Origin of the sequence: Tardiphaga sp. 215_C5_N2_1 (genome assembly GCF_052076055.1) — a bacterium.
Taxonomy (GTDB): Bacteria; Pseudomonadota; Alphaproteobacteria; order Rhizobiales; family Xanthobacteraceae; genus Tardiphaga; species Tardiphaga robiniae.
Genome location: NZ_CP197240.1, coordinates 2332427 through 2354127 on the forward strand (window position 1 = coordinate 2332427; position 21701 = coordinate 2354127).

The window sequence follows — 21701 nt, forward strand, 5'->3', positions numbered from 1 at the left end:
ACTGCCATTTCGGGACGCGATCTCAGCGAAGCTGAGAGCGTGAACCTCAGCCATTCCAGTTGGAATGGCGGGGAATCTCGATGTGAGAGTCACATTGCGGGATTCCGGGTTCGCGCCCGCCTGGCGGCGTTCGCGACACCGGAATGACGAGATTAGTTGCCGATCGCCGCTTCGATCGCCGCCAGCGCCGCATCGGCCTTGGCGCCGTCCGGACCGCCGGCCTGCGCCATGTCCGCCCGCCCACCGCCGCCTTTGCCGCCCAAGGCTTCAGAGGCGAGCTTCACCAGATCGACAGCGCTGAAACGCTTGGTCAGATCCTCGGTCACGCCGACCACGACGCCGGCCTTGCCGTCTTCACCGACATTGATGATCGCGACCACGCCGGAGCCGAGCTGCTTCTTGCCGGCATCGGCGAGGCTCTTGAGATCCTTCATCTCGATGCCCGACACACTCTTGGCCATAAGCTTGACGTCGCCGACAGTCTTGACGTCTGCGGACGCGCCACCAGCGGCCGATGCGCCAGCGGCAGCACCGCCGCCCATGGCGATGGTCTTCTTCGCCTCGGAGAGCTCACGCTCCAGCTTCTTGCGCTCGTCCATCAGCGCAGCGATGCGCGCTGGCATGTCGTCGAGCGTCGTGCGGAGCTCGTTCGCAGCGGTCTTGGCGAGCTGCATCGTCTCGTTGGCGTGATGACGCGCATGATTACCGGTCAGCGCCTCGATGCGGCGCACGCCGGAAGACACTGCACTTTCGCCGGTGACCGAGATCATGCCGATGTCGCCAGTGCGCCGCACATGGGTGCCGCCGCAGAGTTCGACCGACCAGCCGAGCGCGTTACCGTCACCCTGCCCCATTATGACGACCCGAACTTCATCGCCATATTTTTCTCCGAACAGTGCACGGGCACCAGCCTCACGGGCATCATCCACCGCCATGAGGCGCGTGGTGACTTCGTCGTTTTCGAGCACGACTTTATTAGCAATGTCTTCGACACGGCGGAGCTCTTCCGCCGTGATCGGCTTCTGATGCACAAAGTCGAAACGTAGACGATCAGGCGCCACCAGCGAGCCGCGCTGAGCGATGTGATCGCCGAGCACTTGACGCAACGCTTCATGCAGAAGATGGGTCGCAGAATGATTGCGGCGAATTTCACCCCGTCTGGTTGAATTCACAACCAGACGAACTGCGTCGCCGACCTTCAGGCCATAGTTTTCTATATGGACGTGATGAACGAAGAGATCGCCGGCCTTCTTTTGAGTCTCACGAACTTCACCAATGATGGCACCGTCTGATGCGCGCATGAGTAACCCGGTATCACCGACTTGGCCGCCGGACTCCGCATAGAACGGCGTCTGGTTGAAGATCACTTGGCCGCCCTTACCGGGCTTTATCTCGGTCACCTCGGGGCCGCCCTGCACTATCGTCTGTACGACGCCTTCCGCAGACTCGGTCTCGTAGCCGAGAAATTCCGTCGCACCGAGTTTTTCACGCAACTCGAACCAGATGGCCTCAGTCGCGGTCTCGCCGGAGGAAAAGCGCGACGCGCGGGCCTTCTGTTTCTGCTTCTCCATCGCATCGGTGAAGGACGCGATATCGACCGAGATGCCGCGGTTGCGCAGCGCATCCTGGGTCAGATCGAGCGGGAAACCGTAGGTGTCGTACAGCGTGAACGCAGTCTCGCCGTCGAACATGTCGCCCTTCTTCAGCGACGCGCTCTTGTCGTCGAGAATGCCGAGACCACGATCCAGCGTCTTGCGGAAGCGCGTCTCTTCGAGCCGCAGCGTTTCCTCGATCAGGCTCTCGGCGCGCACCAACTCCGGATAAGCCTGGCCCATCTCGCGCACCAGCGCCCACACCAGGCGCCACATCAGCGGCTCCTTGGCGCCGAGCAACTGGCCGTGACGCATGGCGCGGCGCATGATCCGGCGCAGCACATAGCCGCGGCCTTCATTCGACGGCAGCACGCCATCGGCAATCAGGAACGACGAGGCGCGCAGATGGTCGGCGATGACGCGCAGCGAGGCCTTCATCGGGCCCTGCGGATCGGCGCCGGTAAGATCGGCGATGGCACGGATCAGCGCGACGAACAGATCGATGTCGTAATTGTCGTGCTTGCCCTGCAGCACCGCAGCGATGCGCTCGAGGCCCATGCCGGTGTCGATGGACGGCTTCGGCAGCGAGATGCGGTTGCCCGGCGCCAGCTGGTCGAACTGCATGAAAACGAGATTCCAGATCTCGATGAAACGGTCGCCGTCTTCATCGGGGGAACCGGGAGGGCCACCTGGAATCTTGTCGCCATGGTCGAAGAAGATTTCCGAACACGGACCGCACGGGCCGGTGTCGCCCATCTGCCAGAAATTGTCCGAAGTCGGGATGCGGATGATCTTGGAATCCGGCAGGCCGATCTTCTTCCACAGTGCAAAAGCTTCATCATCCTCGGAATAGACAGTGACCAGCAGGCGGTCCTTGGCGAGGCCGTACTCCTTGGTGATCAGGTTCCAGGCGAGCTCGATCGCGCGTTCCTTGAAATAATCGCCAAACGAGAAGTTGCCGAGCATCTCGAAGAACGTGTGATGGCGCGCGGTATAGCCGACATTGTCGAGGTCGTTATGCTTGCCGCCGGCACGGACGCATTTCTGCGACGTCGTCGCGCGCTGATAAGGCCGCTTCTCGACGCCGGTAAAAACGTTCTTGAACTGCACCATGCCGGCATTGGTGAACATCAGCGTGGGGTCGTTGCGCGGCACCAGCGGCGACGACGACACGATGTCGTGACCATTCGCCGCGAAGTAATTCAGAAATGCCGACCTGATCTCGTTAACGCCGCTCATATCAGTCCCATTGCGCCCAAGACTTGTTACGTTCAAGACTTGGCGCCTAAAAATCGCCCACGGCCAAATTGTTTGAAGATTTGCCGCCGGCCAATGCCACAACCGGTTGCTTTTAGACCGGCGGGACTAGGGCTGTCCAGAAACTGTGCAAGGGGATGACAAGGGATCATTCAAGCGGATCAGGGGCTTGCCGCAGCAGCACAGGGCCGTTGATAGGTGCCGGAACCGCGTTGACAGATTCAGGGAACGCATGCTCTTGTGCCGGCGTTGAAAGACGTCACGTCGGGAGAGACCGGCCCCCATTTGGGCCGGCGCCGAAGGAGCAACCGCCCCGGAAACTCTCAGGCAAAAGGACCGCGTGACAGGTTAGCATCTGGAAAGAGATGCCTTTGAGCCCGAATGGGCCGATGGCGTCCGCCGACGGGATAATACTCTCAGGCACAGCGACAGATGGGGCTCGTACAGGCACTCCGGGAATGGTCCCGGGGAACCGCGAGGACCCGTCAACATGCTAGCGACCGATAAACCCTCAACTTTGAAACAAACGCCGCTGCACGCCCTCCACGTCGCCCGTGGCGGCAAGATGGTGCCCTTCGCCGGCTATGACATGCCGGTGCAATACGCCACCGGCGTGCTGAAGGAGCATCTCCACACCCGTGCTGCGGCCGGCCTTTTCGATGTTTCCCATATGGGCCAGCTAACGTTGCGGGCGAAGTCCGGCAAACTCGAAGATGCGGCCTTGGCGCTCGAAAAGCTGGTGCCGATGGACATTCTGGCGCTGGCACCGGGGCGCCAGCGTTATGCCCAGTTCACCAATGAGGCCGGCGGCATTCTCGACGACCTGATGGTGGCGAATTTCGGCGATCATTTGTTTCTCGTGGTCAACGCTGCCTGCAAGGATGAAGACGAGGCGCATCTGCGCGCGCATCTCTCGGACAGCTGCATTATCGAAACCCTGCCCGACCGTGCACTGATCGCCCTGCAAGGGCCAAAGGCCGCGGATGTGCTGGCAAAATTCTGCCCGGAAGCGCCGGCGATGAAGTTCATGGATGCGGGCCCGCATCAGGTGAACGGCATCGCCTGTTTCGTCTCGCGCTCCGGCTATACGGGTGAAGACGGCTACGAGATCTCGATCCCGAACGATCAGGCCGAAGCGCTGACCTCTGCCCTGCTCGACCATCCCGACGTGCTGCCGATTGGCCTCGGCGCCCGCGACAGTCTGCGTCTCGAAGCCGGGCTTTGCCTCTACGGCCATGACATCGACACGACGACCACGCCCATCGAAGGCGGGTTGAACTGGTCGATCCAGAAGAGCCGCCGCACCGGCGGCGCCCGCGCCGGCGGTTTTCTCGGCAGCGACAAGATCCTGACGCAGCTCGATGGCGGCGCACCGCGCAAGCGCATCGGTCTGCTGCCGGAAGGCCGCGCGCCAGTGCGCGAAGGTGTGCTGCTGTTCGCGGATGCGACCTCCACCGAATCGATCGGCAGCGTCACCTCGGGCGGCTTCGGCCCCAGTCTCGGCGCGCCAATTGCAATGGGCTATCTGCCCAGCGCGCAGGCAGCCGACGGAGCCACCGTCTATGCCGAGCTTCGCGGCCAGCGCATGCCGATGAAAGTGTCACCCATGCCCTTCGTCCCCCACAGCTACAAGCGTTGAGGAACTGATCCATGACCACCCTGTACACCGAAGACCACGAATGGCTCCTGATTGACGGCGACGTCGTCACTGTCGGCATCACCGATTACGCACAGTCGCAGCTCGGCGACGTCGTGTTCGTCGAACTGCCCAAAGTCGGCCGCGCACTGAAGAAGGCCGAAGCCGCCGCCGTGGTCGAATCGGTCAAGGCCGCCTCCGACGTCTATGCGCCGATCACCGGCGAGGTTGTCGAGATCAACGACGCGCTCGCCGCCGAGCCTGCGCTGGTGAATTCCGATGCCGACGGCAAGGCGTGGTTCTTCAAGCTCAAACTCGCTGACAAGAGCGAGCTCGAAGGCCTGATGGATGCCGACGCCTACAAAGCCCACACCGCCTAGTCGTCATGCCCGGCGAATGCCGGGCACGACGAGCTTCTGAAATTCGTTCGAGGAACAACAGATGACCCTGAACAAATCTTCCGGCGACGTCGCTACCGATTTCGTCCGCCGCCATATCGGCCCTTCGCAAGCCGATATTCGTGTGATGCTTGAAACGGTCGGCGCGAAAAGCCTGTCCGCACTGATGGGCGAGACGCTCCCTGCCTCAATTCGCCAGAAGACGCCGCTCGATCTCGGCCGCGCGCTCAGCGAAACCGAGGCGCTGGCGCATATGACCGAGATGGCGGCCAAGAACGCGGTGTTCACGTCGCTGATCGGCCAGGGCTATTCCGGCACGGTTCTGCCGACGGTGATCCAGCGCAACATCCTGGAGAACCCGGCCTGGTACACGGCCTATACGCCGTATCAGCCGGAGATCAGTCAGGGCCGACTCGAGGCGCTGTTCAATTTCCAGACCATGATCTGCGATCTCACCGGCCTCGACGTCGCCAATGCGTCGCTACTCGATGAAGCGACCGCCGCTGCGGAAGCCATGGCACTGGCCGAGCGTGCCTCAAACGTTCAGACCAAAACCTTCTTCGTCGATCATGAAGTTCATCCGCAGACCCTCGCGGTGCTGCGCACCCGCGCCGAGCCGCTCGGCTGGAAGCTTCAGATCGGCAATCCGCTCACTGACCTCGACAAAGCCGATGTTTTCGGCGCGATCCTGCAATATCCCGGCACGACGGGTATCGTGCGCGATTTCAAGCCGGCCATCGCCGCCCTTAAAGCGAAGGGCGCGCTCGCCCTCGTCGCCGCCGACCTGCTGGCGCTGACGCTTTTGGCCTCGCCAGGCGAACTCGGCGCGGACATCGCGATCGGCTCGGCGCAGCGCTTCGGCGTGCCGATGGGCTATGGCGGTCCGCATGCGGGCTACATGTCGGTGCGCGACGCGATCAAGCGCTCGATCCCGGGCCGGCTCGTCGGCCTCTCCATCGATTCCCGCGGCGAGCCCGCCTATCGTCTGGCGCTACAGACCCGCGAACAGCATATCCGCCGCGAAAAGGCGACGTCGAATATCTGCACCGCGCAGGTACTGCTCGCCGTCATCGCGTCGATGTATGCGGTCTATCATGGCCCCGAGGGCCTCAAACACATCGCCCGCACGGTGCATCGCCGCACACTGGTGCTGGCCGCCGGCCTCAAGAAGCTCGGCTTCGCGCCTGAGAGCGAAGCGTTCTTCGATACGCTGACCGTGACCGTCGGTGACAAGCGCGACGGCATCATTGCCGCAGCCCAGGCCGAGAAGATCAATCTCCGCATCGGTGACGGCACGATCGGCATCGCGCTCGATGAAACCACGACGCCGGAAACCGTCGAAGCGATCTGGCGCGCCTTCGGCGGCAAGCTTGGCTATTCAGACGTCGAGCATGGCGTCAGCGACGCCCTGCCCGCCTCGCTGAAGCGCAGCTCGGCCTTCCTCACTCATCCCGTCTTCCACAGCCACCGCTCCGAGACCGAACTCCTCCGTTACATGCGGAAGCTCTCGGACCGCGACCTGGCGCTCGACCGCGCGATGATCCCGCTCGGTTCCTGCACCATGAAGCTGAACGCCACCACAGAGATGATGCCGTTGACCTGGCCCGCTTGGGGCTCGCTGCATCCGTTCGTGCCCCGCGAACAGGCCGCCGGGTATCACCAGCTTTTCGCAACACTGGAAAAGTGGCTGTGCGACATCACCGGCTACGACGCTGTATCGCTGCAGCCCAATTCCGGCGCGCAAGGCGAATATGCCGGCCTGCTCGCGATCCGCGCCTATCACGCGGCGCGCGGCGACGGCCATCGCAATATCTGCCTGATCCCGTCATCGGCACACGGCACCAATCCTGCCTCGGCCAGCATGGTCAATATGGATGTGGTTGTCGTCGCCTGCGACAAGCGCGGTGACGTGGACGTCAACGACCTGCGCATCAAGGCCGAGAAACACGCTGCCAATCTCGCGGCAATCATGATCACCTATCCGTCGACCCACGGCGTGTTCGAGGAGCATATTCGGGAGATCTGCGAGATCGTCCACGCCAATGGCGGTCAGGTCTATCTCGACGGCGCCAACATGAATGCGCAGGTCGGCCTGTCGCGGCCCGGTGACTACGGCGCAGACGTGAGCCATCTCAACCTGCACAAGACGTTCTGCATCCCGCATGGCGGCGGCGGCCCCGGCATGGGCCCGATCGGCGTCAAGGCGCATCTGGCGCCCTACCTGCCCGGTCATCCCTCGGCCAACGGCGATGTGCCGGTGGGGCCGGTCTCGGCCGCGCCCTACGGTTCGGCGTCGATCCTGACCATCTCCTACATTTACATCCTGATGATGGGCGGCGCGGGTCTCACCTCGGCCACCGAGCTTGCGATCCTCAATGCGAACTACATTGCCACACGGCTGCATCCGCATTTCCCGGTGCTGTATCGCAACGAAAAGGGACGCGTGGCGCATGAATGCATCATCGATCCGCGCGCATTCAAGACGTCCGCCGGCGTCACCGTCGACGACATCGCCAAGCGCCTGATCGACTACGGTTTCCACGCGCCGACCATGAGCTTTCCTGTCGTGGGAACGCTGATGATCGAGCCGACGGAATCGGAATCGAAACTCGAACTCGATCGGTTCTGTGACGCGATGATCGCGATCCGCAAGGAGATCACGGATATCGAGAGTGGCCGCTGGAACGTCGAGGCGTCGCCGCTGCGTCATGCACCGCATACAGTGCACGATATCGCGGATGACGACTGGAAGCGCGTTTATACACGCGCCGAAGGCTGCTTCCCGGCTGGGACCTCACGCACCGACAAATACTGGTGCCCGGTCGGCCGCGTCGACAACGTCTATGGTGATCGCAACCTCGTCTGTTCGTGTCCGCCGATGGAAGACTACGCACAGGCCGCAGAGTAAAGTTCAACGCCAAGCGACGACCTCAAGCACCCTCGCCCCGCTCTTGCGGGGAGAGGGCTGGGGTGAGGGGCTCTTGCGATCCGCGAATTGTGTAGTCGAGGTGAGCACCTTGCCATGCCCCTCACCCGCCGCGAAGACGCGGCGACCTCTCCCCGCGCAGAGCGGGGAGAGGTTAAGCAAGCGCCACCGATGCAAATTAGTCTACGCCGCAGCAGCCAGATTGACTGCCGATTTCGCCAGCACCGACAATGACTCATCGGTCTTCTTTTCCTGATTGAGCGTCTCGTCGAGTAGCCGCACCGCGTCCTTCATGCCGAGTTCCGTAGCCCAGGTCTTCAAGGTGCCATAGCGCGAGATCTCATAGTGTTCGACAGCCTGTGCCGCAGCAAGCAGGCCAGCATCGAGCGAACTCGTGCCCTTGTACTCGTCCATGATCTCCTTGCCTTCGTCGAGGATACCCATGATGGCATCGCAGGTCTTGCCGCGGGCGGGCTTGTCGAGCAGTTCGAAGATCTGTTCCAGCCGCTCGACCTGACCTTCGGTTTCGTCGTGGTGCTTTTCGAAAGCGGCGCGCAGTTTGTCTGAGGTTGCGGCCTTGGCCATCTTCGGCAGGGCTTTCAGGATCTGCTTCTCGGCGAAGTAGATATCCTTGAGCGTATCGAGAAAGAGATCGTTGAGGTCTTTGTCTTTGGTCGCCATGACGCGCACTCCGTTAAGCCAGGGGTTGTTTCCCGCGGCTCAACGTCACCTGTTGTGTCTTGTTCCTGAGGTTGTGACGCAACTATTAAAAATCATTGCGTGGACGCCCGCTGTCAGGCCGCCAGCGTGGTCTCCACCAGCTTCACCCAATAGGACGTGCCGTAGACGATGGCGTCGTCGTTGAAATTATAGGCGGGGTGGTGCAGCCCGGCGCTGTCGCCGTTTCCGCAGAAGATGAAGGCGCCGGGGCGCGCTTCCAGCATATAGGCGAAGTCTTCGGCGCCCATCACCGGCGGCATGTCGATATTGACCTTCTCAGCCCCGGAGATTTCGCTTGCGACCCGCACCGCCATGTCGGTCTCTGCGCGATGGTTGACCACCACGGGATAGCCGCGGTCATAGTCGAGCACGATCTTCGCGCCGGTCTGCAGCGCGACGCCGTTGACCACCTCGTTCATGCGCTTCTCCATGAGATCACGCACCTCGGCGTTCAACGTCCGCACGGTGCCGCGCAGTTCAGCGGTAGCCGGGATGACGTTGCTGGCATGCCCGGCATGGAATTCACAGATCGACAGCACCGCGGATTCCAGGGGATTGACGGTACGGGAAACGATCGTCTGCAGCGCCATCACGAGCTGCGAGCCGACCAGCACGGAATCGATGGTCTTGTGCGGATAGGCGGCATGGCCGCCCTTGCCCTCGATCTGGATCGAGATGCGGTCCATCGCCGCCATGATCGGACCCGGACGCAGCGCGAAGGAGCCGACCGGCATGCCGGGATTGTTGTGCATGCCATAGACCTGATCGATCTTGAAACGGTCCATCAGGCCGTCCTTGATCATCGCCGCCGCGCCCGCACCGCCCTCTTCGGCCGGCTGGAAGATGACGACGGCATCGCCCGCGAAATTGCGTGTTTCGGCGAGATATTGCGCCGCTCCCAGGAGCATGGACGTGTGGCCATCGTGACCGCAGGCATGCATCTTGCCGGGGGTCTTCGAGGCGTAAGGCAGATTGGTCTCTTCCTCGATCGGCAGCGCGTCCATGTCGGCGCGCAGCCCGATGACCTTGTGCTCGCCCGAGGCCGGCTTGCGGCCCCTGATGACGCCGACGACACCGGTCCGTCCCAAGCCCGTCACAACTTCGTCGCAACCGAACTCCTTCAACCGCTCCGCCACGAAACCCGCGGTCCGGTGCACGTCATACATCAGCTCGGGATGGGCATGCAGGTCACGGCGCCAGGCCATGATTTCCGGTTGCAGATCGGCGACACGATTGATGATGGGCATGGGTCAAGGTCTCGATGCGGTGGAACGGCGATATCCTTGTCTAGCATGTCGCGTGCCAACGGCCCACCCCACCGGCCCCATCACACGCTGTACAGACGCCCGCCGCCTCGTTAATCCCTTTCGGCACGGCAGGTGAGACCGTGAAACGGATGCGGCAGGGAAACGATGACGACACGGTTCGAGGGTGATTTCGATTATATCGTAGTTGGTGCGGGTACCGCCGGTTGCATCGTCGCCAATCGCCTTTCGGCAGATCCCAGCAAGCGCGTCCTCATCCTGGAGGCCGGCGGCAACGACAACTGGATCTGGTTTCACATTCCGGTGGGCTACCTCTTTGCCATCGGCAATCCCCGCTCCGACTGGATGTTTCGCACCGAGCCGGAGCCCGGCCTCAATGGCCGCGCGCTGGCCTATCCGCGCGGCAAGGTGATCGGTGGCTCCTCCGCGATCAATGCCATGATCTCGATGCGCGGCCAGGCGGCCGACTACGATCACTGGCGCCAGCTCGGCCTCAATGGCTGGGGCTATGACGATGTGCTCCCGGCGTTCAAGACATTGGAAGATCATTTCCTTGGGGCCAGCGAACATCACGGCGCAGGCGGCGGCTGGCGCATCGAAGAACCACGGCTGTCGTGGGAAGTGCTCGACGCCGTCGGCAATGCTGCGGCCGAAATGGGCATTCGCAAGACCGCCGATTTCAACACCGGCGACAACGAAGGCATCGGCTATTTTCACGTCAACCAGAAGCGCGGTCGGCGCTGGTCGTCGGCTCGCGGCTTTCTCAAGCCCGCACTGCACCGCCCGAACCTGCGGCTTGAAACCAAGGTGATGGTCGATCGCCTGATCGTCGAAAACGGCCGCGCGGTCGGCGTGCGTTTCATCCAGAACGGCCAGGAGATGGAGGCACGTGCCAAGGGCGAAGTCATCCTGTGTGCTGGCGCGGTCGGCTCACCGCATCTGTTACAGCGCTCCGGCATCGGACCCGCGGAGTGGCTGTCCGCCGCTGGCGTCGACGTCACGCTTGACCGTCAGGGCGTCGGTCGCAACCTGCAGGACCACCTGCAGCAGCGTGCGATCTACAAGGTCTCCGGCGTGCGCACACTGAATGAGACCTACTACAATCTGTTCCGCCGTGGCTGGATGGGCATCGACTACCTGTTCCGCCGCCGCGGGCCTTTGACGATGGCGCCATCGCAGCTTGGCATCTTCACGCGCTCCGACGCCCATCGCGAACGCGCCAATATCCAGTTCCACGTGCAGCCGCTTTCACTCGACAAATTCGGCGATCCACTGCATCGCTTTCCGGCGATCACCATTGCTGCCTGCAATCTGCAGCCCACATCGCGCGGCGAAATCAAACTGCGCTCGGCGAAGCCCGATGACGCCCCGGCCATCGCCCCTCACTACCTCTCGACGGACGACGACCGTCAGGTTGCCGCCGATGCAATCCGCGTGACGCGCAGACTGATGAAGCAAAGCGCGCTGGCGCCTTATCGTCCCGAAGAATATCTGCCGGGGCCATCGGTTGGCGACGATGCGGCATCGCTGGCCAAGGCCGCCGGCGATATTGGCACCACCATCTTCCATCCCGTCGGGACCGCGAAAATGGGCACGGCCTCGGACCGGATGGCCGTGGTGGACGAACGGCTGCGCTTTTACGGGATCGCCGGATTGCGCGTCGTGGACGCCTCGGTCATGCCAACGATCACGTCAGGCAATACCAACACGCCGACCGCAATGATCGCGGAAAAAGGCGCGTCGATGATCATCACGGATTCGCGATAACCTCATTTCGCGGGAATAAACATCCGCCATCTCCGATCCAGTCCCTACAGCCCAATTCAGGGCGATGGAGATTGGCGATGAGTGCATTCGATCACGATCATTCCCAGGACGACCCGAGACTTAGCCGTCGAAAGGTATTGGAATGCATGACGTGGGTTGGCACAGGTGTGCTCTGGAGCATCGCCGGCGGCGTTCCGCACGCCCTTGGGCTGATTGATTCGGCACAAGCGGCAGAGCCCACCGGCCTGACGTTCCTGCAGATTAGCGACAGCCATATTGGCTTCGACAAGCCCGCCAATCCCAATGCCATCGGCACGCTCGAGGAAGCCATCGGCCGGATCAAAGCCATGCCGGTGAAGCCGTCGTTTATGATCCATACCGGCGATATCAGCCACCTCTCCAAGGCCTCCGAATTCGACGATGCCGACCGCATCATCTCGCAGGCGCGGCTCGATGTGCATTACGTTCCGGGAGAACATGATTTCATCGACGAGGAGGTCAAGCTCTACCGCGAGCGCTACGGACGTGGGACCAAGGGCTCCGGCTGGTATTCCTTCGACGCAAGCGGCGTACACTTCATCGGGCTTGTGAACGTCGTCGATCTCAAAGCGGGCGGACTTGGAAACCTCGGCGCCGAACAACTCGCGTGGCTGGAAGACGATCTTCGCGGCCGATCAAAATCGACACCTATCGTGGTGTTTGCGCATATTCCACTCTGGACCGTTTATCCGACCTGGGGATGGGGCACCGAAGACGGTGCGCGCGCGCTGGACTACCTCAAGGGCTTCGGTTCGGTCACGGTGCTGAACGGCCATATCCATCAGGTGATGCAGAAAGTGGAAGGCAACGTCACGTTCCACACCGCACGCTCTACTGCGTTTCCACAACCGGCACCGGGGACAGCGCCCTCACCCGGCCCCATGAAGGTGGCCGACGACAAATTACGCGGCCCGCTGGGCATCGCCAGCATCATCTTCAAACCCGGCGATGAACGCCTCGCCATCATCGATACCCCGTTGCAAGGCTGAGGGCATCGCAACATGACATCCGTCGCCTTACGCAACATCTGCGTCCGTGTCGCCGTTCTTGCCGTCATGACCGCTTGCATGACAGCGGCGCGGTGCGAAGACCTCGCGGTGATGATCGACAACTTCACCTTCGAGCCGGCGCGGCTCACCATCAAGGTCGGCACGACCGTCACCTGGAAGAACCGAGACGACATCCCGCACGCCGTGGTCTCAGCCGGAAAATTCAGGTCGAAAACGCTCGACAATGACGACAGCTATTCCTTCACGTTCACGTCACCAGGTGACTACGCGTATTTTTGCTCGCTGCATCGGCATATGACGGGGATGATCAAGGTTGAGTAACCGCCAAAACCAAGGCATCACAACGATGCCCGGCCTCTGGAAACCCGGCAGCCGGGCATCGGCCGGCAAGGACAAGTCGATGCCAGCGCACGGAGCTGACGACGATGGCGAAAGGACGCGCCGTTTTCGCGACGCCGCGCTGCCATGCCTCGACGACGTCTATACGCTGGCCCGCTATCTGCTGCGCGATGCCGACGCCGCCGAAGACGCCGTCCAGGAATGCTATCTGCGCGCGCTGAAACATTTCGACAGCTATCGTGGCCCTGCAATCAAACCATGGCTGTTCGCCATCCTGCGCAATATCTGCCATGCGGAGTTCGCCCGTCGCATGAACTCACCAACCGCGATCGCCGAAATCGCCGAGGCAGAGTCGCAGGAAGCGCCGCCGCTCTGGCATGAGGCAGAAGCTTCACCGGAAGCCGAATTGCTTCGACGTCGCGATGCCACGACGATCCAACGTCTTGTGAGCACGCTTGCCGAACCGTTCAGGGAAATCCTCGTGCTGCGAGAAATGCTAAGCCTGTCTTATCGCGAGATTTCCGACATCGTCGGCGCACCCATCGGCACCGTGATGTCACGCCTCGCCCGCGCACGCGCGATGCTCCGGATCGCATGGATCGCTGAAGAGGAGCCGCACAAATGACCTGCGACGAGGCCGAGATTCTTCTTCACGCATTGCTCGATGACGAGCTCGACGCCGGGCATGTCCTTGAGGTCGAGGCGCACATTGCCACGTGCCAGCGCTGCGCTGCTCAACTGAACGCCTATCGCGACATGCGATCCGCAATGGCCACCAGCGATCTGCATTTTACGGCGCCTCCACAGCTACGCCAGCGCATCGAGGCGGCGCTCCCCAAGGCTCACACGCCAAATCGTCGCGCCGTGCTGAAAGGCTTCGCGATGGGATCGGTGTTGTCCGCTTTAGCTGCGACCGGCCTCGTCGTCGTCGTACTTCGCCATGAAGACGAGCAGCGCATTCTTTCGGAGGTGGTGTCGGCGCATCTGCGCGCGCTGCAGGCCGGACACCTCACCGATGTGCTCTCCACCGATCAGCACACGGTGAAGCCCTGGTTCAACGGTCGGCTTGACGTGGCGCCGCCGGTTGTCGATCTCACCGCGCAAGGTTTCACGCTCATCGGCGGGCGGCTTGATTATGTCAATGGACGAACGATCGGTGCCATCGTCTATCGGCGGCGCACCCATGTGATCAATCTGTTCGTTGCACAGACGACAAATGCAGAATCACGCGCGGCCAGGATCGAGACCGTTCAGGGCTTCAACATTCGCTACTGGAGCGAGCGCGGCCTGACCTACTGGGCGGTCAGCGATTTGAACGCCGATGAACTTGCTGATTTCGGCAGCAAGGTTGAACTTGCAACGGGGGCGAGCTGAAACCTAGGCTGACTTCCGCACGGCGTTGTCGACCAGCGTCTTGCCGAGCGACCAGATCGCACCAGGAACCTTATGGCTATCGGCGATCACCGTACGGAACGAGTTCTCGATCCACTTTCCATCGTCCTCGGTGACCACCAGCGGCGGCAGCAGCTTGATCGTGTGACTGCCGTGTCCGGAGACCTGGGTCAGGATCTTCTGCTCCTTGAACAGTGGTACGGTGATCAACTGGCAGAACAGGCCTTTGCTGGCCGACTCCAAGATGTTCCACGATGCCTTGAGGCGCAGCGACTTCGGCGGGCCGAATTCGACACCGATCATCAGGCCCTTACCGCGTACTTCCTTCAGAAGCTCGAATTCGGGAATCATGTTCTGCAGAGCGAGCCGCAATTCGGCACCACGCTTGGCCGCGTTCTCGACCAGCTTCTCATGCTTCATGATCTCCAGCGTGGCGATACCGGCGGCCATCGCCAGATCGTTCTTGCCGAAGGTCGAACCATGGACCAGCGAGCGATCCATCCGGTTGAAGATCTTGTCGAAGATGCTTTTTCGCGTCAGCAGCGCGCCAACAGGAACATGACCTCCCGACAAGGCCTTTGCGAGAAGGATCATGTCGGGTTCGACATTCCAGTGCTCGATCGCCAGAAATTTTCCGGTGCGTCCGAGGCCGGTCTGGATTTCATCGGCGATGAACAGCGTGCCGTATTTGCGGCACAGCGCAGCGGCGCCCGAGAGGAATTCATCGGTGGGCAGGTTGACGCCCTTGCCCTGGATCGGCTCGACGATGAAGCCCGCGACCTGTTTCGACGACAGCGCCTTCTCCAGCGCTTCGAGGTCGTTGAACGGCACCGTGGTGCAGCCCGAGAGCAGTGGACCGAAGCCGGTGCGGAAATTGGTGTCGTCGGTCAGCGACAGCGCGCCATAGGTCAGTCCGTGATAGGCGTGATCGCAATATACGATCCCGTCGCGGCCGGTCGCATTGCGAGCAAATTTGATCGCCGCCTCGACGGTTTCCGCGCCCGAGTTCGCGAAAAACACCTTGTCCATATAGGGGACGTTTTCCAGCAGCTTCTCTGAGAGGATACCTGCGAGTGTGGAAACATCCATTTGCACCAAATTGGGCATGTCGGCGTCGAGCACGCTTTTGAGCGCATTCCGCATCACCGGATGGTTCCGGCCAATCGCAAAAACGCCAAATCCGCTCAGTAGATCGAGATAACGGGCGCCGTCCCGGTCGAACAAATACTGGCCGATGCCTCGCTGAAAGCCAACGTCATATCCGATGGTCTTGAGGACTCGAACGAGCTGTTCATTAAGATGGCGCGTATGCATCGAGCTACGCTGCGCCTCCCGTTCAACAAACATCTCGGAAACGTCTAGATTCGGATATACCATGAGTTACATACGTCGGTTGATGGTCGCTTCGTCAACTGAAAACCGTAAATGCGGCGATTTGACTTCGCCGAGAACCGCTACTTAAGCATAGGTCTAAACATGTTGCAGCGCCCACGCATTACTACGCGTACTCTTACATATTGCGGAATCCTTTTTTCGGCAGGCTTGTTTTCGGCAGGGCTGGCTCCCGCATTTGCAGCTGATCCGACCGGCGATTGGAAGGTCGAGGACGGCGTCGCGCATATTCGTGTTGCTGAATGCGGTGGCAGTATGTGGGGGGCCGTAGCCTGGGAAAAGACCCCCGGCGGGATCGACAAGAACAATCCCGATGCCACCAAGAAGGCGCGCCCCACTCTGGGCATCGTGACATTGCTGGACATGAAAAAGAATGCCGCAAACGACAAATGGGCGGGTCAGGTCTACAATGCCAAGGACGGAAAATTCTATAAATCGACGATCAGGCTCGGTGATACTGCTGACGAACTTGAAATCGAAGGATGCGTCCTTGGTTTCCTGTGCGGCGGTCAGACCTGGACGCGCGTAGGCCCGTCGATTCCGTCGAGCCCCTCGAACCTCACCGCCAAGGGTGCCCTGCCCAAGGCGGGCGCTGCCACCGGCGGCAAGATGGCCCCAGCGGCTACTCCGACGGCTTCTGCTGCTGCACCCAAGGCTGCACCGGCTCCTGCGGCTGGTGCACCCAAGGCCACCGCTCCAGCCGGTCAGAAAACCGCTGCAGCAACGGCGCCGGGACAGCCGGCCGATATCGGCGATATCTGCCTGCTGCCCGAGATCAACAAGGTCACTCACTAGTCTCGCGCGGCTTACCCATGAGAGCCGGCTGGAATAGCAGCACGGCCGCCAGCGTCACGACAAAGGACATCGCGAGCAGTTTACCCATGCTCGCGGTGCCTGGATGGTTCGACAGCCACAGGCTGCCGAACGCCGTGGCAGTCGTCAGCGCGCTAAAGAAAATCGCGCGTGTCAGTGATGACTGCAGCAGGTTCTTGTAGCCTGCCCGCCACGCCGTCACATAGTAGATCTTGAACGCCACGCCGACGCCGAGCAGCAACGGCAGCGCGATGATGTTGGCGAAGTTCAGCGGCAAGCCGATCAACACACAGATCTCCAGCGTAACCGTTCCCGCCACTAGCAAGGGAACGATAGTCAGCAGCACGTCGCTGATGCGCCGCAAAGCCAGCCACAGCAACAACGAGATCGAAAGCAGCGCCCAGATGCCCGCATGAATGAAGGCGGTCACAATGGTGTCGCCCGACTTCAGGATCGAGATTGGACCACCGACGGCAAGCGGCTCGGACTTCAGCACGGCGTCGGCGAACTGGCGCAACGTGTCGTTATCATTCGGATCGCCGTTGGGCTGCGCCTCGACGCGGATCTGGCCATCCTTGGTCTTCCACGAATTCACCAGTTCGGGCGGCAAGGTCTGCAAACTGATCGGGCTCGCCTGCATCAGATTACGCAATTGCCCCAGCGCGAGCTTAAGCGGCACCACAAAGGTCGCCTGCACCTGATCGCGCACAGGCTGGCTAGCATCAGCGGTCTTGGCCAATGCATCCGCCAGACGCTTGGCGGCGACGGCGCCGGGACTGGTCTGCGTTCCCGCAAGTTTGCGCAGGCTCGCCGCGGAGTCCTTCAGAGAAGTGACATTTTCCGCATCGGTTGGCGCCTTGTCGATCGACTCAGGGTTCAAAACCGGCTCGAGAATCTTCGCACCCTCCTGGATCGCCTTCAGCTTGGCGGGCTGATCCTCAGGCACGAAGCTGCCGAGCGAAATCGTACGAGCCACTTCCGGGACCTTCGAGAGACGCTCTTCAACCTGTTTCGCAGCGGCCTCGTTCGGCGCCATGATGTTGACGGCATTGGCCCCGGTGTTCGGATCCTTGCGCAGATCGAGGAAAGTCGCGATCGACTCGACGTTCGGATTGCGCAGGTTGATCGGATTGAAGTCGAACTTCAGGAAGTAGAGCAACGGCAGACCGGCGATCGTGAGCGCCAATGTGATGCCGATAATCCAGAAGCGCTTCTCTTCCAGGAAACGGTCGACAGGTGCCAGGAACGCATAACCGACGGGCTCCTTTTCGCCCGCGGGATTCAAGAGGTCGAGCAATGCCGGCAGAACGGTGATGCTGGTCAGGAACGCGATCATCATGCCGGCGCCGGCGATCTTGCCGAGTTCAGACACGCCTTTGTAATCGGTCGGCAGGAACGACAGAAAGCCGGCAGCCGTTGCGAAAGCGGCGAGCGACAGCGGCACGGCGCAATATTCGGCGGCCTTCGTCAAAGCCAGCGGCAGGTTGTCGTTCTTGTAACGCTCGGAGCGGTAACGCACGCTGAACTGGATGCCGAAATCGACACCCAAGCCGACGAACAACACGGCAAATGCAATCGACAGCAGGTTCAGCGAACCCACCATCATGAGACCGACGGCGGTCGTTGTGGCGAGGCCCACGAATAGCGTTGCGAACACGGCACCGATGATCTTGGCCGAGTGCAGCGCCATCCAGAGGATGACCAGCACGATCAAAACCGTACCGATCCCGTTGACGATGGCTCCATCCTGCACGGTGGAGAATTCCTCGTTTGCGATGGGGACCGGGCCGGTCAACCGCACGCGTGCGCCGTATTCGCCGGCGATGTTCAGGTCGATGGCAGCCTGCCGGATCGCATCTGTCGCGGTCTTGCCGGGCTCAAGCGCGTTGAAGTCGAGGATAGGCTTGATTTCGATGAAGCCACGCTTGTCGCCATCCGTCAGAGGCTTGTCGCTGACCAGCCCCCGCCATGAGAAGGTGCCCTTGCCGTTTTTCAGCACGTCCTCGATGGTTTGCGAAACGGCGTTGAAGGTCGGCGCTGCAGCGTCGAGCTGAAGCTGCCCGCGGCGAATGCCGGTAAGACCGGTCTCCAGCGCGCCGGTGAGACCGCGCAGACTGGGGTCGCCGGCCATGATTTCGATCAGGGGAGCAGCCTGCTGGAACTGGCCCGTCAGTTGCGCAACTTCCTTGGTCGGCAGGAACAGCAAGCCGTTCTTCTCGAAGAACGCTCCGCCATCCAATCGGCGAACCGAGTCGAAATCCGTCTTGTTGGTCACCAGCTTCGCTTCCATCGCATTGGCTGCGGCATTGGCGAATTCAGGTGTGGGCGCCTCAACCACCGCGATGATCAGACGCTCCTGGTCGAACGCCTTGTCGAAGGCAATGTCGCGCTGACGCCAATCGAGATTGGGCGAGATCAGCTTGTTGATGTCTGTATTGATCGAGAAATTCTTCGCCGTGTAATAGCTCGCGCCAATCGAAAGAAGCACACAAGCGAGCACCACCGGCAGGGCAAACCGGGTGCAGAAGTTCACGATCGAGACGACAACTCTTGTCAGCACGCTTTTTCTTTCTATTTGGGCAGGGCTCGCAAAGAATGCAGTTCACGTAGGAGTGTTCCGCAAACCATTACTTTCGCATTGGATGCGCTTTGCTTTCAGCAATGTGATGGGATGGCATAAAACGTGCTGATCACCGTAGCAACGGCCGTGTTAGCGACGCCTCGTCGCGCCGTAAAGTGACGAACAAGTGAGAGTTTTCAGGTTCTTGGGGCGCAACCGCAAGATATTACCGCAACCCGGCCAGTTGTCGCAAACCACGTTTTCGGTTCGTGATTGCATACTGAGTGATTTTTGTCACACAGAACGGCTCAAATATCCAGCTGGGCTGGATATGTGCCTGATTGTGGTACAGAATTAAGGATTATACCGGAATCGATTATGGACTTTGTACCACGTGCTTGATCGTCGTCCCCTTGAAATCTTTCTGGCTCAGCCGCGCGGCTTCTGCGCGGGCGTCGTGCGTGCCATCGAGATCGTCGAGCGTGCTCTCGAGCGCTACGGGGCGCCGGTCTATGTCCGCCATGAGATCGTCCATAACAAATACGTGGTCGAGAGCCTGAAGGCCAAGGGCGCCATTTTCGTCGAGGAACTCTCCGAAGTACCTCCGAATGCCATGACCGTCTTCAGCGCCCATGGTGTCGCCAGAAGCGTCGAGGAAGAAGCGGCAACCCGTGGCCTGCCTGTTCTGGATGCAACTTGTCCGCTTGTCACCAAGGTCCACAACCAGGGCAAGCGGTACATGTCCAAGGGCCGTAAGGTCATCCTGATCGGCCACGCAGGCCATCCGGAGGTCGACGGTACCATGGGACAGGTGCCCGGCCCGGTTTACCTTGTTCAGAGCGTTGAGGACGTCAAGGCACTGACGCTGCCACCGCAGGAACCGGTCGCCTATATCACCCAGACGACCCTTAGCGTGGATGACACCAAGAACATCATTTTGGCCCTGGAACAGCGTTTCAGTGACATTGAGGGCCCCGATACCCGCGATATCTGCTATGCAACACAAAACCGCCAATCTGCGGTAAGAGACCTCAGCAAACTTGTGGACGTCATCCTGGTCGTCGGGGCGACCAACAGTTCCAACTCGAACCGGTTACGCGAAATCGGCACCGAAGTCGGTGTCGCAAGTTACCTCATTGCCGATGGCAGCGAACTCAACCCCGCCTGGTTGAAGGATGCGCGTGCCGTAGGCATCACGGCTGGCGCATCCGCGCCAGAAGTGCTTGTAGATGACGTGATCGAGACCTTACGGCGGATCGGACCGGTTGCGGTGTCGGTGTTGCCCGGACGTGAAGAGAATATCGAATTCAAGCTACCCGCCGAACTGACCGCGGTTCGATCCACCTTCGTCACGATGTGATGCGCAGAGAGAAAATTCGAAATGGCCATTCCGTTTTTTAAAGAAATGAAGATCGGCTCCTATCTGTTGAAGAAGAAGCTGACTGGCCAGAAGCGCTATCCGCTGGTGCTGATGCTGGAGCCACTTTTCCGCTGCAACCTGGCCTGTGTCGGCTGTGGCAAGATCGACTATCCGAACGCTATCCTCAACCGCCGCATGTCGGCGCAGGAATGCTGGGATGCCGCCGATGAGTGCGGCGCGCCGATGGTTGCGATCCCTGGCGGCGAGCCGCTGATCCACAAAGAAATCGGCGAGATCGTGCGCGGCCTGGTCGAGCGCAAGAAGTTCGTCTCGCTCTGCACCAACGCGCTGCTGCTCGAGAAGAAGCTCGACCTGTTCACCCCATCGCCCTACCTGTTCTTCTCGGTGCATCTCGACGGCCTCAAGGATCATCACGACAAGGCCGTGTCGCAGGAAGGCGTGTTCGACCGCGCCGTCTCCGCGATCAAGGCCGCCAAGGCCAAGGGCTTCGCCGTCAACGTCAACGCGACCATCTTCGACGGCCATGCCGCCGAGGACATCGCCAAGTTCCTCGACTACACCGTGGAGCTCGGCGTCGGCGTCTCGATGTCGCCGGGCTACGCTTATGAGCGTGCACCGGATCAGGAGCACTTCCTGAACCGCACCAAGACCAAGAAACTGTTCCGCGACGTCTTTGCGCTCGGCAAGGGCAAGAAGTGGAACATCATGCATTCCGGCCTGTTCCTGGACTTCCTCGCCGGCAACCAGGAATACGAGTGCAAGCCGTGGGGCATGCCCGCGCGCAACATCTTCGGCTGGCAGAAGCCCTGCTACCTGCTCGGTGAAGGCTACACCAAGACCTTCAAGGAATTGATGGACACCACCGATTGGGACACCTACGGCACCGGCAAGTACGAGAAGTGCGCCGACTGTATGGCCCATTGCGGCTACGAGCCGACCGCCGCGGACGAAGCCATCAGCAACCCGTTCAAGGCCATGTGGGTGGCGATGCGCGGCGTGAAAACGTCGGGTCCGATGGCGCCGGAAATCGACCTTACCAAGCAGCGTCCGGCACAGTACGTGTTCTCGTCGGAAGTTCAGAAGCGCCTGTCGGACATCCGCAAGGAAGAAGCTGTCGCCGCTGCCGCAAAGGCCGAGGAAAAGGCCCAGAAGGCTTCGACCGCCGCCTGAGCGATTTCGAGCTGAATATAAAAAAGGGCGCGATGCAAATCGCG

At 61.0% G+C, this 21701-nt stretch carries 16 protein-coding genes and 1 riboswitch; of the genes, 11 read left to right on the forward strand and 5 right to left on the reverse strand.

Annotated features, from left to right (window positions below; all coding sequences use genetic code 11):
* Nucleotides 1-152 precede the first annotated feature (152 nt).
* Entirely contained in the window at nucleotides 153-2831 is a 2679-nt protein-coding gene (gene alaS / locus AB7828_RS11260; protein WP_441230175.1) for an alanine--tRNA ligase, read from the reverse strand.
* A 272-nt stretch (nucleotides 2832-3103) separates the two neighbouring features.
* A riboswitch (glycine riboswitch) is annotated at nucleotides 3104-3198 on the forward strand.
* 141 nt (nucleotides 3199-3339) lie between these two features.
* Between alaS and gcvT the strand changes: the two genes are divergently transcribed.
* The 3 genes from gcvT (at nucleotide 3340) to gcvP (ending at nucleotide 7791) form a co-directional block, all read left to right on the forward strand.
* Nucleotides 3340-4488 carry a glycine cleavage system aminomethyltransferase GcvT gene (gene gcvT, locus AB7828_RS11265; RefSeq protein ID WP_441230176.1) on the forward strand — a complete coding sequence of 383 codons (1149 nt, stop codon included), beginning with the start codon at nucleotides 3340-3342 and terminating at the stop codon, nucleotides 4486-4488.
* 11 nt (nucleotides 4489-4499) lie between these two features.
* Nucleotides 4500-4865 carry a glycine cleavage system protein GcvH gene (gene gcvH / locus AB7828_RS11270; RefSeq protein WP_116663020.1) on the forward strand — a complete coding sequence of 122 codons (366 nt, stop codon included), beginning with the start codon at nucleotides 4500-4502 and terminating at the stop codon, nucleotides 4863-4865.
* Nucleotides 4866-4926: 61 nt separating this feature from the next.
* Nucleotides 4927-7791 carry an aminomethyl-transferring glycine dehydrogenase gene (gene gcvP, locus AB7828_RS11275; RefSeq protein ID WP_441230177.1) on the forward strand — a complete coding sequence of 955 codons (2865 nt, stop codon included), beginning with the start codon at nucleotides 4927-4929 and terminating at the stop codon, nucleotides 7789-7791.
* Between the two features lie 201 nt (nucleotides 7792-7992).
* On the opposite strand, the gene AB7828_RS11280 is transcribed toward gcvP, so the two are convergent.
* Both AB7828_RS11280 and AB7828_RS11285 read right to left on the reverse strand, forming a co-directional pair.
* On the reverse strand, nucleotides 7993-8490 hold the full coding sequence (locus AB7828_RS11280) for a YciE/YciF ferroxidase family protein (protein ID WP_184518476.1): 498 nt from the start codon (nucleotides 8488-8490) through the stop codon (nucleotides 7993-7995).
* A 113-nt stretch (nucleotides 8491-8603) separates the two neighbouring features.
* Complete coding sequence (locus tag AB7828_RS11285; protein ID WP_093756520.1) at nucleotides 8604-9776, reverse strand: M20 aminoacylase family protein; 1173 nt, start codon at nucleotides 9774-9776, stop codon at nucleotides 8604-8606.
* 165 nt (nucleotides 9777-9941) lie between these two features.
* Here AB7828_RS11285 and AB7828_RS11290 point away from each other — a divergent pair, with 165 nt between their 5' ends.
* The 5 genes from AB7828_RS11290 to AB7828_RS11310 all read left to right on the forward strand — a co-directional run bounded on the left by AB7828_RS11290 (nucleotide 9942) and on the right by AB7828_RS11310 (nucleotide 14323).
* Nucleotides 9942-11561 (forward strand): GMC family oxidoreductase, encoded by a 1620-nt coding sequence (locus AB7828_RS11290; RefSeq protein WP_441230178.1) that lies wholly within the window; start codon nucleotides 9942-9944, stop codon nucleotides 11559-11561.
* A 77-nt stretch (nucleotides 11562-11638) separates the two neighbouring features.
* The gene (locus AB7828_RS11295; protein ID WP_441230179.1) at nucleotides 11639-12589 is read left to right on the forward strand and encodes a metallophosphoesterase family protein; all 951 of its coding nucleotides are present in this window, start codon (nucleotides 11639-11641) and stop codon (nucleotides 12587-12589) included.
* 12 nt (nucleotides 12590-12601) lie between these two features.
* Nucleotides 12602-12931 carry a cupredoxin domain-containing protein gene (locus tag AB7828_RS11300; RefSeq protein WP_441230180.1) on the forward strand — a complete coding sequence of 110 codons (330 nt, stop codon included), beginning with the start codon at nucleotides 12602-12604 and terminating at the stop codon, nucleotides 12929-12931.
* Nucleotides 12932-13010: 79 nt separating this feature from the next.
* Nucleotides 13011-13574: a sigma-70 family RNA polymerase sigma factor gene (locus tag AB7828_RS11305; RefSeq protein ID WP_441230181.1), complete on the forward strand. Its 564-nt coding sequence runs from the start codon at nucleotides 13011-13013 to the stop codon at nucleotides 13572-13574.
* Nucleotides 13571-14323 (forward strand): anti-sigma factor family protein, encoded by a 753-nt coding sequence (locus tag AB7828_RS11310; protein WP_441230182.1) that lies wholly within the window; start codon nucleotides 13571-13573, stop codon nucleotides 14321-14323. The genes AB7828_RS11305 and AB7828_RS11310 overlap by 4 nt, the downstream gene beginning before the upstream one ends.
* 3 nt (nucleotides 14324-14326) lie before the next feature.
* Here AB7828_RS11310 and hpnO read toward each other — a convergent pair whose 3' ends face one another.
* Complete coding sequence (gene hpnO / locus AB7828_RS11315; RefSeq protein ID WP_089265067.1) at nucleotides 14327-15718, reverse strand: aminobacteriohopanetriol synthase HpnO; 1392 nt, start codon at nucleotides 15716-15718, stop codon at nucleotides 14327-14329.
* Between the two features lie 99 nt (nucleotides 15719-15817).
* On the opposite strand from hpnO, the gene AB7828_RS11320 reads away from it, so the two are divergent.
* Nucleotides 15818-16528 (forward strand): DUF2147 domain-containing protein, encoded by a 711-nt coding sequence (locus tag AB7828_RS11320; protein WP_441230183.1) that lies wholly within the window; start codon nucleotides 15818-15820, stop codon nucleotides 16526-16528.
* Here AB7828_RS11320 and AB7828_RS11325 read toward each other — a convergent pair.
* Complete coding sequence (locus AB7828_RS11325; protein WP_441230184.1) at nucleotides 16518-19106, reverse strand: MMPL family transporter; 2589 nt, start codon at nucleotides 19104-19106, stop codon at nucleotides 16518-16520. The two genes, AB7828_RS11320 and AB7828_RS11325, sit on opposite strands and share 11 nt — an antisense overlap.
* A 394-nt stretch (nucleotides 19107-19500) precedes the next feature.
* On the opposite strand from AB7828_RS11325, the gene ispH reads away from it, so the two are divergent.
* The gene (gene ispH / locus AB7828_RS11330; protein ID WP_441230185.1) at nucleotides 19501-20466 is read left to right on the forward strand and encodes a 4-hydroxy-3-methylbut-2-enyl diphosphate reductase; all 966 of its coding nucleotides are present in this window, start codon (nucleotides 19501-19503) and stop codon (nucleotides 20464-20466) included.
* 21 nt (nucleotides 20467-20487) lie between these two features.
* Nucleotides 20488-21657: an adenosyl-hopene transferase HpnH gene (gene hpnH, locus AB7828_RS11335; RefSeq protein WP_068735862.1), complete on the forward strand. Its 1170-nt coding sequence runs from the start codon at nucleotides 20488-20490 to the stop codon at nucleotides 21655-21657.
* Nucleotides 21658-21701 lie beyond the last annotated feature (44 nt).